The sequence below is a fragment of the Dactylosporangium siamense genome (assembly GCF_016862795.1).
Classification (GTDB): domain Bacteria; phylum Actinomycetota; class Actinomycetes; order Mycobacteriales; family Micromonosporaceae; genus Dactylosporangium; species Dactylosporangium siamense.
In genome coordinates this window covers 93,809-107,920 of the sequence record NZ_BONQ01000044.1, presented here as the reverse complement: position 1 = coordinate 107,920, position 14,112 = coordinate 93,809, and the positions used below count along the sequence as shown (strand labels likewise).

Genomic DNA, 14,112 nt, shown 5'->3' with positions numbered 1-14,112 from the left:
GCATGATCCAGCGCCGTCGGGGTCATCATTCGGTGGTACAACACCGTCTTCGGCCAAAACGAAAGCCATCGATTGCTGGACTGGTCGGTGCCGGCGCACGGACGGCGATCTCTCGCCTCGCTGTTGATCGAAGGAGCGCTGTGGTCGTCTGGGTGGCCATCCGGCTCCTTTGATCAAGGGTGCAAGATCATGCGTCTGAATGCAGGCCGCGGGAGCGCCGATATGGGCGATTTATTCGCATTTGTTGGGCGGGGGCTGGTGCTGGAAGCGGGGATCTTGAGCTGGTGGGGCAGGGGTGTGAGTGGTGAGATCTCGGGAGACGGTCGCTGCGGGGTGATCGGCTGGCGGATACTTGGCGGGTGACCGAGGCCCGGCCCCGACTCAGGCGCACTGTCGGCGACTCGCTCGAGGACTTCGAGCGGGACCTGATCTCCAACCTCTACTACCAGCGTGGCACGACGATCGAGTCGGCCAGCGGTCCCGACGGCTACCACACCCTGGCGGTGACCGTGCGGGACCGGCTCGTCGACCGATACGCGCGCACCGCGGCGGCGCACTACGCGGCCAACCCCAGGTTCGTCTACTACCTGTCGGCGGAGTACCTGCTCGGGCGGCAGCTGCGGCAGAACCTGCTGTACACGGACACCGAGCGCTGGGTGCGGCCGATCGCCGAGGACCTCGGGGTGTCCCTCGAAGCGCTGGAGGTGTACGACGTCGAGCCCGGCCTCGGCAACGGCGGGCTCGGACGGCTCGCGGCCTGCCTGCTCGACTCGATGGCGACGCTGGACATCCCGGCCGTCGGGTATGGCATCCGCTACGAGTTCGGCATCTTCAAGCAGACGTTCCGCGACGGCCAGCAGGTCGAGCGGCCCGACGACTGGACCTTCTACGGCAACCCGTGGGAGTTCCCCGCGCCGGACGACCGGCAGTTGGTCGGGTTCTACGGCACCACGAAGGCGGACCCGAAGGACCCGACGGGCCTGAAGAAGCACTGGGTGCCGGGGGAGACGGTGCGGGGCGAGCCGAGCCACATGCTGGTGCCCGGCTACGGCACGCAGACCGTCAACATCATCCGGCTGTGGCAGGCGCGGGCCAGCCGTGAGTCGTTCGACCTGGCGCGGTTCGGGGTCGGGCAGTACGTGGAGGCCGTCGACGACATCGTGAAGGCCGAGAACATCAGCAAGGTGCTGTACCCCGACGACAGCACGGAGCTGGGGCGGGAGCTGCGGCTCAAGCAGCAGTACTTCCTCGTCGCGTGTTCGCTGCGGGACATCATCCGGCGGTACCGGCTGCGCAACAGCGGCTGGGAGGGCTTCGCGGACAAGGTGGTGATCCAGCTCAACGACACGCACCCGGTCGTCGCGGTCACCGAGCTGATGCGGCTGCTCGTCGACGAGCACGGGGTCGGGTGGGACGAGGCGTGGACGATCACCCGCCGGACGTTCAACTACACGTGCCACACGCTGCTGCCGGAGGCCCTGGAGACGTGGCCGGTGCGGCTGCTCGAGCGGCTCCTGCCCCGGCACATGGAGATCATCTACGCGATCAACCACTTCTTCCTGGAGGAGGTGCGGGCGGCGTACCCGGGCGACGAGGACGTCGTGCGGCGCATGTCCGTCATCCAGGAGGGGGATGAGCGCCGGGTGCGGATGGCGCATCTCGCGGTCGTCGGGAGCACCGCCGTCAACGGGGTCGCCGAGCTGCACACGAAGCTCCTCGCCGAGACGACGCTGCACGACTTCGCGGCGCTGTGGCCGGAGCGGTTCCACAACATCACCAACGGCGTCACCCCGCGGCGGTTCCTGCGCATGGCCAACCCGCGGCTGTCGACGCTGATCACCGAGGCGCTCGGCGACGAGGGGTGGCTGACCGACCTGGAGCGGCTGCACGGGCTGGGCACGGCCGCCGACGACCCCGCGTTCCGGGCCGCGTGGCGCGACGTCAAGCGGCAGAACAAGGTCGAGCTCGCCGCGGCCGTCGAACGGTCCACCGGCGTGCTCGCCGACCCCGACGCGCTCGCCGACGTGATGATCAAGCGGTTCCACGAGTACAAGCGGCAGCAGTTGAAGCTGCTGCACGTGATCACCATGGTCAACCGGATCCGGGCCGACCCGCAGGCGACCTACGTGCCGCGGACGGTGCTGTTCGGCGGGAAGGCCGCGCCCGGGTACCACGCGATGAAGCTGCTCATCCAGCTGGTCAACGCGGTCGCCGACGTGGTCAACACCGACCCGGTCATCGCCCGGCACCTGCGGGTGGTGTTCCCGCCGGACTACAACGTGACGAAGGCGCAGTTCGTCATCCCGGCCGCGGACCTGTCGGAGCAGATCTCCCTGGCCGGCAAGGAGGCGTCCGGGACCGGCAACATGAAGCTCGCCCTCAACGGCGCGCTCACCATCGGCACCCTCGACGGCGCCAACATCGAGATCCGGGACCGGGTCGGCGCGGACAACTTCTTCCTGTTCGGCATGGACGCTCCGGCCGCCGCCGCGCTGCGCCGGTCCGGGTACTCGCCACGGTCGTTCTACGAGGCCGACTTCGAGCTGCGGCTGGCCGTGGACACGATCGCGTCCGGCGCGTTCGCGAAGGGCGACCGCAGCGTGTTCGCCCCGGTCGTCGAGGCGATGCTGGGCCGGGACGAGTACATGGCCCTCGCCGACTACCGGGCCTACGTCGACTGCCAGGACACCGTCGCCGACGCCTGGACCGACACCGAGCGCTGGACCAGGATGTCGATCCTCAACACGGCCCGGTGCGGCTTCTTCTCCTCCGACCGCACCGTGCGCGAGTACTGCGAGCAGATCTGGAAGGTGGACCCGGTCCGCGTCAACCCGTAGTCAACCCGTAGCCGCGTGGCGCTCCTGCGCCGCCAGGACCGCGTCGCCGTACCGCAACGCCCAGGCGCCCATGGCCCGCATCGGTTCGATGAGCGCCGCCCCCGCCTCCGTCAGCTGGTAGTCGACGCGGGGCGGGGCTTCGGCGTACCGGCGACGCTGCACGAGACCGTTGCACTCCAGGCGTCGCAGCGCGTCGTTGAGGACCTTCGGCCCGATCCCGCCGATGCGCTCGGCGAGCACCCGCGGGCGGGCCGGCCCGAGGTCGGCGAGGGTGAACACGACGACGCTGTCCCAGCGGTTCGCGAGGACCTCGAAGGCGATCCGCGCCCGGCAGTCGGCGGTGTACATCGCTCCATCCTGCCCCGCCCGTCGCACACCGGGTGGTGTGCATCGACCTGCCTACGGTTTCCGGATGCGAATCGGGATTCTTGGCACGGGCAACATGGCGGCGTCGCTCGGCGGCGCGTGGGTCGGCGCGGCGCACGAGGTGGTGATCGGTGGCCGCGATCCGGTGCAGGCGGCGGCCGTCGCGGGCCGGATCGGCGCGGCCGGGCACGGCACCCTCGCCGACGCGGCCGGCTTCGGCGAGGCCGTCCTGGTCGCGGTGCCGGCGGGTGCGGTGGCCGAGGTGGTCGCGGGCGTCGCCGGGCAGCTCGCCGGCCGGGCCGTGATCGACTGCACCAACCCCCTGCGACCGACCGCCGACGGGCTCATGCTCACGCCGGCATCGGTCCCGCGTTCGGTCCCCGGGGCGCACCTCGTCAAGGCGTTCAACCTCTGCCACGAGAGCATTTGGACGCAGCGGTGGCCGGTGTACGAGGGGCAGCCCCTGGTTGTCCCGTTCTGCGCCGACGATGCCCCGGCCGTGGCCGTGGTCGACGCCCTGATCACATCGATCGGTTGCACCCCGGCGCACTGCGGCGGGCTGGTCCGGGCCGGCTACCTGGAGGCGACGGCGGCCCTCGCCATCGGCATGTGGTTCGCCGGCGCCGAGCCGCGCTGGGCGTTCCCTTCTCCGTCGTCCGCGTGATGTCGTCCGCGTGATGTCGTCCGCGTGATGTCGTCTGCGTGATCCGGAAGACCTTGGGTACCCCAGGGGTGCACAAGGCCTTCCGGATCACTGAGTTAGGCGGCCAGGGCGTCGACGATGCGTTTGGTGGCGCCGGCGAGACCCCAGCGCTCGGCGAGGGCGAGCAGCGCGTCCGGGTCCGCGGGGGACGCCGGCAGCTTCGTGTCCAGGTCGCCGAGCGGGATGGTGCGGGCGACCGCCACCACGTCGCGGGCCGAGGTGAGGTATTCGCGGCCGGCGACGATCTTCGCGCGGAGGCCCGGGGCGAAACCGGACGCGGGGTCGTCGAGGGCGGCGAGGATGCCGTCGAGGTCGCCGTACCGGTCGACGAGCCGCGCCGCGGTCTTCTCCCCGACGCCGGCGACGCCGGGCAGGCCGTCGGACGGGTCGCCGCGCAGCGCGGCGAAGTCGGCGTAGCCGGCGGCGGGCACCCCGTACTTGGCGTGCAGGGCGGCGTTGTCGAGGACCTCGAGCTTGGCGACGCCGCGGCCGCAGTAGAGCACGGTCACCTCGCGGGCGTCGTCGATGAGCTGGAACAGGTCGCGGTCGCCGGTGGCCACCTCGATCGGGCCGGGTTCCCGGGTCGCGAGGGTGCCGATGACGTCGTCGGCCTCGTAGTCGTGGGCGCCGACGGCGGTGATGCCGAGCGCGGCCAGGAACTCCAGGATGATCGGGACCTGGACGGACAGGGCGTCGGGGACCTCCTCACCGCCGGCCGGGGTGAGCCGGTGCGCCTTGTACGACGGCAGCAGCGCCACCCGCCACGCCGGGCGCCAGCTCTCGTCGAGCGCGCAGACGAGGCGGTCCGGGCCCCGGCCGCGGACCAGGGTCGACAGCATGTCGAGGAACCCGCGCACCGCGTTGACGGGGGTGCCGTCCGGGGCGAGGGCGGCCTTCTCCGGTACCCCGAAGAACGCGCGGAAATAGAGGCTGGCGGAGTCGATGAGCAGCAGAGGACGGGCCACCCGGCCAGCCTGCCATGAGCGGCGCGGTTATCGCAGCACGTGCACGCGGGTCGTGGTGCCGGTCTGGCTGGTGTGCCGCTGGACCAGGTCGGAGAGGAAGTGCACCATGACGAGGCCGTGGCCGCGGCGGCCGTCGGCGGGCCGGAGCCGGCCGGCCATCACGTCGGTGAGGCTGCCGAAGTCGCGGACCTCGCAGACCACCCGCTCGTCGTCGCACCAGGTGCGCAGCGTGCCGGAGCCGCCGCCGTGCGCGGTGCTGTTGGTGGCGAGCTCGTTGACGGCGCTCTGCAGGTCGACGATGCGGTCCGGTGGCAGGTCCGCATCGAGGCCAACCTCCGCGACGGCGCGCCGGACCCTGACCAGGTCGCCGACCTCGAAGCGCAGTGTGGTCGCGCCGAACGGCGGCTCGGACAGCGGCACATTGTAGGCGTCGGTGATGCCATAGGGGTCGTAGCCGTCGCTGGCGTGCTTCCCGCTGGCGTCGACCATGACCGGGTGGGTCGCGTAGGAGTCCGTGACCATGTGCGGGTCCAGGCGGCTGGTGTCATAGGGGCAGAGGATCGCCGCCTCACGGCCCGTGAACGCCACGTTGATCATCGCCTCGTGCTGGACGCAGGCGGGGTACTCGTCGTCGGAGCGGCCCTTCCAGATCGGCTCGCCGATGATGCGGACCCGGCGGCCGGGGTGATCGTCCATGAACCTCGACAGCACCCACGGGATGATCCGCCCGGGGTTGCGGCCGGCCTCGGTCATGTCGTGGAAGGTGACGCCGTCGCCGAACGCGCCGAGGCGCTCCCGGATCAGCTGCACGTTGGCGGGCGGCGCCGCGACGGCGACGGGCTCGTTGCGCGCGACGCCCTCGTAGATGAACTTCATCGTGCCGTCGAGATAGGTCGCGTGATCGTGATACAGCAACGCCTCATGGACGAACGGCTCGGAGAGCCGGTCGCCGTGCGCGTCGACGCTGCGCGGACTCATGAGATGCGTTGCTCATCTCGATTCGAATACAGCTCAGGTTCGGGCCTTGTGTACTCAAGCTCCAGTTGCACACTACGCCACCGCGAGCCGGTCGACACCTGCCCGTTGGTATCGACAGGGCGCGGTCGACTCAAAACCCAAACGAACGTTAAGCTGGCTCACGTGTCCCAGAAGGAACAGCGACTCCGTGCCGCGCAGCTCGCCGCCACCGCGGCCGGGCTGGACGCGCTGCTCATCCCGCCCAGCGCCGACCTGCAGTATCTCACAGGTTACGATGCGCACGCACTGGAGCGGCTCACGCTGCTCGTGCTTCCCGCCGACGGTGAGCCGACCCTGATCGTGCCGCGCCTGGAGCGCCCCGCCGCCGAGGCCGCCGACCCCCGCGGCGTCCGGATCGTCGACCACGTCGACGGCTCCGACCCCTACGAGCTGGTGACCGCGGCACTCGCTGGCAAGCCCGACGCCGTCGGCGTGGGCAACCGGATGTGGGCCGAGCAGGTCCTCGCGCTGCGCGCCGCGCTGCCCGGCGCCGAGCAGCGCCTCGCCGGCGCCGTCCTCGCCGCGCTGCGCCTGCGCAAGTCACCCGACGAGATCGAGGCGCTGCGCCGGGCCGGGCAGGCCATCGACGCCGTCCACGCCCAGATGGGGCAGTGGCTGCGGGCCGGGCGCACCGAGAACGAGGTCGCCGCCGACATCGCCGCCGCGATCCGCGCCGCCGGGCACGCAGGAGTCGAGTTCACCATCGTCGCCGCCGGCCCCAACGGCGCCAGCCCGCACCACGGCACCTCCGACCGGGTCATCGGCGCGGGCGAGCCCGTCGTCGTCGACATCGGCGGCCGGATGCCCGACGGCTACTGCTCCGACTCGACCCGCACCTACAGCGTGGGCGAGCCGCCCGCCGAGTTCGCCGCGTACTACCAGGTGCTGTTCGAGGCGCAGCGGGCCGCGGTCGCCGCCGTGCGGCCCGGTGTCACCGCCGCGTCCGTCGACGCCGTCGCCCGCGACCTCATCGCCGCGGCCGGTTACGGCGAGGCGTTCCTGCACCGCACCGGGCACGGCATCGGCCTGGACGGGCACGAGGAGCCCTACATCGTCGCCGGCAACGACACCGTCCTCGAGGCGGGCATGGCGTTCTCGATCGAGCCCGGCATCTACCTCGCCGGCCGGCACGGCGCCCGCATCGAGGACATCGTCGTGTGCACCACCGACGGCGTGGACCGGCTCAACACCTTGCCGACCGAGCTGGTGATCCTGTGAAACCCGTCGAGCGGGTCCTGCCCACCGAGGAGGCCGCCGACCTCATCGGGCTGGTCCGCGAGATCGCCGACGGCGAGTTGGCGCCCCGCGTCGACGACTTCGAGGCCCGGGCCCAGTTCCCCCGCGAGCAGTTCCGGCTGCTCGGCCGCGCCGGGCTGCTCGGGCTGCCGTTCGACGTCGAGCACGGTGGCGGCGGCCAGCCCTACGAGGTGTACCTGCAGGTCCTGGAGGAGCTCGCGGGCCGCTGGCTGGCCGTCGCCGAGGGCGTCTCCGTGCACAGCCTCGCCTGTTACCCGACGGCCGCGTTCGGCACCGAGACCCAGCGCAAGCGGCACCTGCCCGACATGCTCGGTGGGGAGCTGCTCGGCGCCTACTGTCTCTCCGAGCCGCAGAGCGGGTCCGACGCGGCGTCGCTCACGACCCGGGCGGAGCCCGACGGCGACGGCTACACGGTCCGCGGCACCAAGGCCTGGATCACCCACGCCGGCAAGGCCGACTTCTACAACGTCTTCTGCCGCACCCCCGAGGGCATCTCCTGCCTCCTGCTCGACGCCGGCACCCCGGGACTGCAGCCGCAGGCGCCGGAGCGGACCATGGGACTGCGCTCCTCCACCGTGGCGCAGATCGTCCTGGACGGAGCGCACGTGCCCGCCGACCGGCTCCTCGGCGAGCCCGGCGGCGGGTTCAAGATCGCGCTGAACGCCCTGGACGGCGGCCGGCTCGGCATCGCCGCCTGCGCCGTCGGCCTCGCCCAGGCCGCCCTCGACTACGCCGTCGACTATGCCAAGGACCGCCAGCAGTTCGGCAGGTCGATCCTGGAGTTCCAGGGCGTCGGGTTCATGCTCGCCGACATGGCGACCCAGATCGCCGCCGCCCGCGCCCTGTACCTGTCCGCGGCCCGGCTGCGCGACGCCGGCCGCCCGCACAGCGCGGAGGCCGCCAAGGCCAAGCTGTTCTGCACCGACACCGCGATGCGGGTCACCACCGACGCCGTGCAGGTCCTCGGCGGCGCCGGCTACGTGTCCGACCACCCCGTGGAGCGCTACATGCGCGAGGCCAAGGTCCTGCAGATCTTCGAGGGCACCAACCAGATCCAACGCCTGGTGATCGCCCGGTCGCTCTGAGGATCTCGGCGGCAACCGAGTTGCGTCGCAGGTTAGGGTTCGTGCCGTGGAAGAGACCGATCGCGCGATCGTGGCGGCCCTGGCCGTCGACGGACGCCTGTCCTACACCGACCTCGCCGAGCGGGTCGGGTTGTCGGTGTCGGCGGTGCACCAGCGGGTGCGCCGCCTCGAGCAGCGCGGCGTCATCAAGGGCTACGCCGCCCAGCTCGACCACGACGCGATCGGGCTGCCGCTGACGGCGTTCGTGGCGATCCGCCCCATCGACCCGTCGCAGCCCGACGACGCACCGGAACGCCTCGCCAAGCTGCCGCAGATCGAGTCGTGCTACTCCGTCGCGGGCGACGACTTCTACCTGCTGCTGGTCCGGGTCGAGAGCCCCCTGGCGCTGGAGCGGCTGCTGCAGGAGATCCGGACCGCGGCCAACGTCATCACCCGCACCACGGTCGTGCTGTCGACGCCGTACGAGAACCGGTCGCCGAAGATCTAGCCCTTCGCGGCTTTTTCGATGGCATCGCCGACGCCGACGGTGTCGGACAGGTCCGGCAGGACCACGTGCGCGCCGGCCGCTTGGAGTTCTTCGCCTGTGTAGCGGCCCGTCGCGACCGCCACCACGCCCGCGCCGGTCAGCAGCGCCGCCTCGACGTCCAGCGGCGTGTCACCGACGAGGACCGTGCGCCGGCCGTCGAACGAGCGCTCGTACCGCTGCCGTGCGGCGCCCCGGGCGATGTCGACGAGGTTCGCGCGCACCGCGTGGCTCCAGCCATACGCGCCCGCGTCCAGGTCGAGGTGCTCGACGAGGCCGAACGGGCCCAGCTTCACCTCCGCGATCCGCCGCAGGTTGCCGGTCAGCACCGACTGCACCCCCGGTGTGGTCGCGACCGCCGCGACCGCGCCCGGCAGCGCCCGGCCCCGGACCGGCAGCAGGTGCGCCAGCTCGTCGAACGCGGTCTCCGCGGCGGCCCGCAACCCCTCCAGGTCGTCCTCGCCGGTCGGGGCGCCGTTGAGCCGCAGCACGTCGTGGGCGATCGCCCGGTCGGTGCGCCCGGCCATCGGCGGCTGGTGCGTGATCGGCCGGCCGTGCCGGCGCAGGAACGCCAGATCGTATGCCTCACGACCCAACCCATCGACGTCGACGAGGGTATGGTCAACATCCCAGAGCACCAGAACCTCGTCCACGAGACGCACTGTAGCGAAGCGAGGCAGAATGAGGCGGATGGGCGACATCGTGGTGGTGCGGCACGGGCAGACCGAGTGGAGCGCCACCGGGCGGCACACCTCCAGGACCGACCTCGACCTCACCCCCGAGGGTGAGGACCGGGCCCGCGCGCTGAGCCGGGCGTTCGTGACAGCGGCGTTCGTCGCCGTCGTCAGCAGCCCCCGCAAGCGGGCCCAGCGCACCGCCGAGCTCGCGGGCCTCACGGTCACCTCCGTCGACGCCGACGTCGCCGAGTGGGACTACGGGTCCTACGAGGGGCGCACCAGCGCCGAGATCCGGGCCGAGCGGCCGGACTGGGACCTGTGGACCGACGGCTGCCCGGACGGCGAGTCCCCGCAACACGTCACGGACCGGCTGGACCGGTTCCTGGCCAGGCTGGCGCCGATGCTCGTCCTCGGCGACGTCGCCGTCGTCAGCCACGGCCACGCGTCGCGGGCCCTCGCATCGCGATGGATCGGCGAGCCCGTCTCCTTCGGCGCCCGGCTCAGCCTCGACACCGCGACCGTCTCGATCCTCGGTCACGAGCACGAGCACCAGTCGATCCGCACCTGGAACTCGACCGTCCACTAAAGCGGTCCCGCGCGAATTCGATAAATAGGGTTGTCGTCGTTGCGGGCGCGGCCTATCGTATTCATCAACACCGGATGAAAACACGAAGCGACAGGAGACAGGCCATGAAGCGGCTCCCCTCGAATGCACCGCAGCGGCTGACGCCGCGCGGCGAGGAAGCCGTGCTCGAGGGTGGTCTCCTCGGTTATCGCGGATGTCGCCTGGAGCGACTTCTGCAGCACCAGGGCAGGTGGAGCGGCTAGCATCCCGCTGGCAACGCACCCCACCGCCCTTCCCGAAACCGGGAACCGGGCGGTTTTTCTTTGCCCGCTCCCCGGCGGTTGAATGCTGTTCTTTGAAAACTCCATAGTGGATGACGCACGTCTATATGACGATGCAAAACAAAGCGCCCGTGAGGCTGAGGAAGGTAGACCACCGGACTCTCAATCCGGCAGACCGGGTTCAACCCCCGGACGGGCGACGCCATCGTGCACGTGTTCGATGGGGAGGAAGCCTGATGTGTTCGACGACCGGGATGTGGATCGGAACTGCCGACGGGGGAGTTCGCGATCAAGCGCCAGAGCACGGGTCGCAGGCAGACCCGGTGTCGGTCGTGCCAGGCCGAGTTGCGCCACGATCACTACCAACGAACAAGCAGCGCCTCAAGTTCGAGGTCGTAGCAAGGAAGCGCGACGTCAAGCTCCGGAACATGATCCGGATCGTCGCAGGACGTTGTCAGCGGCTGGTTATCTCCGCGCGGTAGTCGTCCAACAGGTAGGACACCTGCCTTCCAAGCAGACCGTTGACGGGGTTCGAGTCCCCGCTACCGCTCCGGGTGCCGGGGTGCCGACAGCGCCGGGGGGACTGTCGGCGCCCCGCTCCACCCCGCGCCGCCCTAGCTCGTACACAAGCAATGCCAATGCGGTTGTAGCTCAGTCAGGTCAGAGCGTCGCCTTGCCATGGCGAAGGTCCCGGGTTCGAATCCCGGTTGCCGCTCCGTTCTTCCGGTCCGGGCGGGCCATCACCCCGCCCGGCCCCTTGCAGGCTGGTGTAACCCGGCAACACATCCGGCTCTGAACCGGACATTGGGGGTTCGAATCCTCCGCCTGCAGCGTCGCCCCGGCTCGGGGCGCCACCCGCCCTCGTGGTCCAAAGGTAGAGGCACGGCGTTGAGGACGTCGTTGGTGCGCGTTCGAATCGCGCCGAGGGCACGCACGTCTTCGTAGCTCAGTGGAGAGAGCGCCAGGTTGCGGACCTGGAGGTCGCTGGTTCGAGTCCAGCCGAGGACACGTACGGAAGCAAGTGCCGCTAGCTCAACTGGTAGAGCTGCTGACTCTTACTCAGTATGTTCGGGGTTCGAGTCCCCGGCGGCGCACAACGGGGTAGAGGAGTTCGGCCGTCCTCACCGGTCTCATACGCCGGAAATCGTGGGTTCAAATCCCACCCCCGTCACTTTTGGCGCGGTGGACGAATTGGGAGAGTCGCCCGGCTTTCACCCGGGACACTGTGCGGGTTCGAGGCCCGTCCGCGCTGCTCAGAGCTTCACCAAGGCCGATCCGGCGTCGCCCAACTGGCAGGGCACACGGCTGTTAACCGTCCAGGTCCCGGTTCGAATCCGGGCGCCGGAGCAACACACATCACGCGGGTGCGCCGACGTTGGAGAGTCGGGCTTGGCTGTAACCCAGGTGCCATCGTGCTCAGGGGGTTCGATTCCCTCCACCCGCACGCACGTCAACGCCTTCGTAGCTCAGTGGAGAGAGCACCAGGTTCCGAACCTGAAGGTCGCTGGTTCGAGTCCAGCCGAGGGCACGCCGTACAACACGGTCTCAGCATGGTCGAATGCCCGAGAGGTAAGGGGCCCGCCTGCAAAGCGGTATACGCCGGTTCGAGTCCGGCTTCGGCCTCAAAGTCATCCACTGTGGAGTGTCTTCGCACCGGTCGTGGCTCCCGCGACCGGTGCGAAGATCGTTGTGCTGGGCATGTCGAGAACGCGGGACCGGCTCCGTTACAGGGGTGACCGCGCTCGACGGGCGCGGCATGACGGGAGGAGCCTCAGATGGCGAAGTACCTGCTGATCGTGGACTACCGCGGTGGTGCCGTGGACACGCCGATGGACGAGTGGACGCCGGAGGACATCAGGGCGCACATGGACTACTACGGGGCGTTGCGGCAGGAGCTGCTCGACAGCGGCGAGCTCGTGGACCAGCAGGCGCTGACCGGCCCGGAGCACGCGAAGGAGGTCACCTCCGACGGCGTGTCCGCGCCCGTGGTCACCGACGGGCCGTTCGCCGAGTTCAAGGAGATGCTCGCCGGGTTTCAGCTGGTCGAGGTCGACTCCGAGGCCCGCGCGATCGAGATCGCCGCGAAGATCTCCCAGGTGCCGGGTCCCGGCGGGGTTCCGCAGCAGCAGCCGATCGGGGTCCGCCGGGTGATGGGCGCCGCCGACTTCGAGCTGCTGACCTCCGAGGTCTGAGCCCGTGCCGGAACGGATCGAGGACCTGCTGCGCGAGCTGGCGCCGCAGGTCCTCGGCGTGCTCGCCCGGCAGTTCGGGGACTTCTCCGCCGCCGAGGACGCCACCCAGGAGGCGCTGCTCGCCGCCGCCACGCACTGGGACACCGTGCCGGACAACCCGCGGGGCTGGCTGATCCGCACCGGTTCGCGCAAGCTGCTCGACCAGCTGCGCGCCGACCAGGCCAGACGGCGCCGGGAGGTGCTCTTCGCCGAGCCGCCGCCGGTGGTGTACGACCAGGACGACACCCTGGTCGTCGTGTTCCTGTGTTGTCATCCGCGGCTGAGTGAGGCGTCCGCGATCGCGTTGACGTTGCGCGCGGTCGGCGGCCTGACCACCGGCGAGATCGCCCGGGCGTTCCTGGTGCCGGAGGCGACGATGGGCCAGCGGATCAGCCGTGCGAAGCAGCGGATCCGCACCCTGGAGGCGCCGTTCCGGATGCCGGACCGGCTGGAGTGGGCCACCCGGCTGCGCACCGTGTTGCACGTGCTGTACCTCATCTTCAACGAGGGGTACGCGAGCAGCAGTGGGCCGCTCGTCCGCGTCGACCTGTCCGGTGAGGCGATCCGGCTGGCGCGGATGCTGCACGGGCTGCTGCCCGACGACGGCGAGGTCGCCGGGCTGCTGGCGCTGATGCTGCTCACCGACGCCCGGCGCCCGGCCCGCGTCGATGCCTCCGGCGACCTGGTGCCGCTCGCGGAGCAGGACCGCGGCCGGTGGCTGCGACCGCTGATCCAGGAGGGCACCGCCGTGCTGGACGCGGCGTTCAGCGCCGGGGCCGTCGGGCCCTATCAGCTGCAGGCCGCGATCGCCGCCCTGCACGACCGCGCCGGGAACGCGCAGGAGACCGACTGGCCGCAGATCCTCGCCCTGTACGGCCTGCTCGAACGCATGACCGCCAGCCCCGTGGTGGCGCTGAACCGGGCGGTGGCGGCGGCGATGGTGCACGGCCCGCAGGAGGGGCTGCGGCTGCTGTCCACCCTGGACGGCCGGGTGGACGCGGGACACCGGCTCGACGCGGTGCGCGGCCACCTGCACGAGCTGGCCGGCGACGCGACGGCGGCGGCACTGCACTACCGGGCCGCGGCGGCCGGGACGGCGAGCTCACCGGAGCGGCGGTACCTGACGATGCGCGCCGCCCGGCTTCGTGGAAGTGTCGTACCCCCGTCGTAGCGTGTGGGCATGGCTGATACGAACATCACGACCCCAGGCGACGGTGACGTCGGCGCGTTCGTCGACGGGGTCGCCGACGAGCGGCGCCGCGCCGACGCCCGGCACCTCGTCGAGCTCATGGGCGCCGTCACCGGGCAGCCGGCGGTCCTGTGGGGCACGGCGATCATCGGCTTCGGGTCCCGGCACTACCGTTACGAGTCCGGCCGGGAGGGCGACATGCCCGCGGTCAGCTTCTCGCCGCGCAAGGCGCAGACGGTGCTGTATCTCAGCGGAGGTCTCGACGCCTACCAGGACCTGCTCGACCGGTTGGGCCCGCACACCACCGGCAAGGGCTGCCTCTACCTGAAACGCGTCGGCGACGCGGACGCCGCCGTCCTGCGCGAGCTGGTCGACCGCTCGTTCCGCATGCCCTCGTAGTGCCCTGCCCGGCCGTT

13 protein-coding genes and 13 tRNA genes are annotated in these 14,112 nt (G+C 70.8%); 22 read left to right on the top strand and 4 right to left on the bottom strand.

Features of this window, described 5'->3' with window-relative positions:
• Positions 1-359: 359 nt before the first annotated feature.
• Positions 360-2,837, top strand: a complete 2,478-nt coding sequence (locus Dsi01nite_RS14425) for a glycogen/starch/alpha-glucan phosphorylase (RefSeq protein ID WP_203846631.1) — start codon at positions 360-362, stop codon at positions 2,835-2,837.
• On the opposite strand, the gene Dsi01nite_RS14420 is transcribed toward Dsi01nite_RS14425, so the two are convergent.
• Positions 2,838-3,185 carry a winged helix-turn-helix transcriptional regulator gene (locus tag Dsi01nite_RS14420; protein ID WP_203846630.1) on the bottom strand — a complete coding sequence of 116 codons (348 nt, stop codon included), beginning with the start codon at positions 3,183-3,185 and terminating at the stop codon, positions 2,838-2,840. It abuts the gene before it with no gap.
• Between the two features lie 64 nt (positions 3,186-3,249).
• On the opposite strand from Dsi01nite_RS14420, the gene Dsi01nite_RS14415 reads away from it, so the two are divergent.
• On the top strand, positions 3,250-3,867 hold the full coding sequence (locus Dsi01nite_RS14415) for an NADPH-dependent F420 reductase (RefSeq protein ID WP_203846629.1): 618 nt from the start codon (positions 3,250-3,252) through the stop codon (positions 3,865-3,867).
• Between the two features lie 95 nt (positions 3,868-3,962).
• Here Dsi01nite_RS14415 and Dsi01nite_RS14410 read toward each other — a convergent pair whose 3' ends face one another.
• Positions 3,963-4,871, bottom strand: a complete 909-nt coding sequence (locus Dsi01nite_RS14410) for a 5'-3' exonuclease (protein ID WP_203846628.1) — start codon at positions 4,869-4,871, stop codon at positions 3,963-3,965.
• 27 nt (positions 4,872-4,898) lie between these two features.
• Positions 4,899-5,849 carry an anti-sigma factor RsbA family regulatory protein gene (locus Dsi01nite_RS14405; protein ID WP_203846627.1) on the bottom strand — a complete coding sequence of 317 codons (951 nt, stop codon included), beginning with the start codon at positions 5,847-5,849 and terminating at the stop codon, positions 4,899-4,901.
• A 162-nt stretch (positions 5,850-6,011) separates the two neighbouring features.
• Here Dsi01nite_RS14405 and Dsi01nite_RS14400 point away from each other — a divergent pair, with 162 nt between their 5' ends.
• The 3 genes from Dsi01nite_RS14400 to Dsi01nite_RS14390 are packed head-to-tail and all read left to right on the top strand — an operon-like array spanning position 6,012 to position 8,717.
• Positions 6,012-7,106: a M24 family metallopeptidase gene (locus Dsi01nite_RS14400; protein ID WP_239135891.1), complete on the top strand. Its 1,095-nt coding sequence runs from the start codon at positions 6,012-6,014 to the stop codon at positions 7,104-7,106.
• The gene (locus Dsi01nite_RS14395; protein ID WP_203846625.1) at positions 7,103-8,230 is read left to right on the top strand and encodes an acyl-CoA dehydrogenase family protein; all 1,128 of its coding nucleotides are present in this window, start codon (positions 7,103-7,105) and stop codon (positions 8,228-8,230) included. The genes Dsi01nite_RS14400 and Dsi01nite_RS14395 overlap by 4 nt, the downstream gene beginning before the upstream one ends.
• Positions 8,231-8,276: 46 nt before the next feature.
• A complete protein-coding gene (locus tag Dsi01nite_RS14390; protein WP_203846624.1) occupies positions 8,277-8,717 on the top strand; it encodes an Lrp/AsnC family transcriptional regulator in 441 nt (146 codons plus the stop codon).
• Here Dsi01nite_RS14390 and Dsi01nite_RS14385 read toward each other — a convergent pair.
• Positions 8,714-9,406, bottom strand: a complete 693-nt coding sequence (locus Dsi01nite_RS14385) for an HAD family hydrolase (protein WP_203846623.1) — start codon at positions 9,404-9,406, stop codon at positions 8,714-8,716. The two genes, Dsi01nite_RS14390 and Dsi01nite_RS14385, sit on opposite strands and share 4 nt — an antisense overlap.
• Positions 9,407-9,443: 37 nt before the next feature.
• On the opposite strand from Dsi01nite_RS14385, the gene Dsi01nite_RS14380 reads away from it, so the two are divergent.
• The 17 genes from Dsi01nite_RS14380 to Dsi01nite_RS14300 all read left to right on the top strand — a co-directional run bounded on the left by Dsi01nite_RS14380 (position 9,444) and on the right by Dsi01nite_RS14300 (position 14,095).
• Complete coding sequence (locus Dsi01nite_RS14380) at positions 9,444-10,016, top strand: histidine phosphatase family protein (RefSeq protein WP_203846622.1); 573 nt, start codon at positions 9,444-9,446, stop codon at positions 10,014-10,016.
• 386 nt (positions 10,017-10,402) lie between these two features.
• Positions 10,403-10,476: transfer RNA gene (locus tag Dsi01nite_RS14375), tRNA-Glu, on the top strand.
• A gap of 275 nt (positions 10,477-10,751) precedes the next feature.
• Positions 10,752-10,826, top strand: a tRNA-Gly gene (locus Dsi01nite_RS14370).
• A gap of 90 nt (positions 10,827-10,916) precedes the next feature.
• Positions 10,917-10,991: transfer RNA gene (locus tag Dsi01nite_RS14365), tRNA-Gly, on the top strand.
• 43 nt (positions 10,992-11,034) lie between these two features.
• Positions 11,035-11,107 (top strand) — tRNA-Gln (locus tag Dsi01nite_RS14360).
• A 26-nt stretch (positions 11,108-11,133) separates the two neighbouring features.
• Positions 11,134-11,206, top strand: a tRNA-Leu gene (locus tag Dsi01nite_RS14355).
• Positions 11,207-11,211: 5 nt separating this feature from the next.
• Positions 11,212-11,284 (top strand) — tRNA-Arg (locus Dsi01nite_RS14350).
• 13 nt (positions 11,285-11,297) lie between these two features.
• Positions 11,298-11,370 (top strand) — tRNA-Lys (locus Dsi01nite_RS14345).
• Position 11,371: 1 nt separating this feature from the next.
• Positions 11,372-11,444 (top strand) — tRNA-Met (locus tag Dsi01nite_RS14340).
• A gap of 8 nt (positions 11,445-11,452) precedes the next feature.
• Positions 11,453-11,528 (top strand) — tRNA-Glu (locus Dsi01nite_RS14335).
• Between the two features lie 22 nt (positions 11,529-11,550).
• A tRNA-Asn gene (locus Dsi01nite_RS14330) sits at positions 11,551-11,623 on the top strand.
• A gap of 13 nt (positions 11,624-11,636) precedes the next feature.
• A tRNA-Tyr gene (locus Dsi01nite_RS14325) sits at positions 11,637-11,720 on the top strand.
• Between the two features lie 11 nt (positions 11,721-11,731).
• Positions 11,732-11,804: transfer RNA gene (locus Dsi01nite_RS14320), tRNA-Arg, on the top strand.
• A gap of 24 nt (positions 11,805-11,828) precedes the next feature.
• Positions 11,829-11,899: transfer RNA gene (locus tag Dsi01nite_RS14315), tRNA-Cys, on the top strand.
• Positions 11,900-12,051: 152 nt separating this feature from the next.
• Positions 12,052-12,468 carry a YciI family protein gene (locus tag Dsi01nite_RS14310; protein ID WP_203846621.1) on the top strand — a complete coding sequence of 139 codons (417 nt, stop codon included), beginning with the start codon at positions 12,052-12,054 and terminating at the stop codon, positions 12,466-12,468.
• A gap of 4 nt (positions 12,469-12,472) precedes the next feature.
• Positions 12,473-13,678 (top strand): RNA polymerase sigma factor, encoded by a 1,206-nt coding sequence (locus tag Dsi01nite_RS14305; protein ID WP_239135890.1) that lies wholly within the window; start codon positions 12,473-12,475, stop codon positions 13,676-13,678.
• A gap of 9 nt (positions 13,679-13,687) precedes the next feature.
• Positions 13,688-14,095 carry a DUF1801 domain-containing protein gene (locus tag Dsi01nite_RS14300; RefSeq protein WP_203846620.1) on the top strand — a complete coding sequence of 136 codons (408 nt, stop codon included), beginning with the start codon at positions 13,688-13,690 and terminating at the stop codon, positions 14,093-14,095.
• Positions 14,096-14,112: the final 17 nt, after the last annotated feature.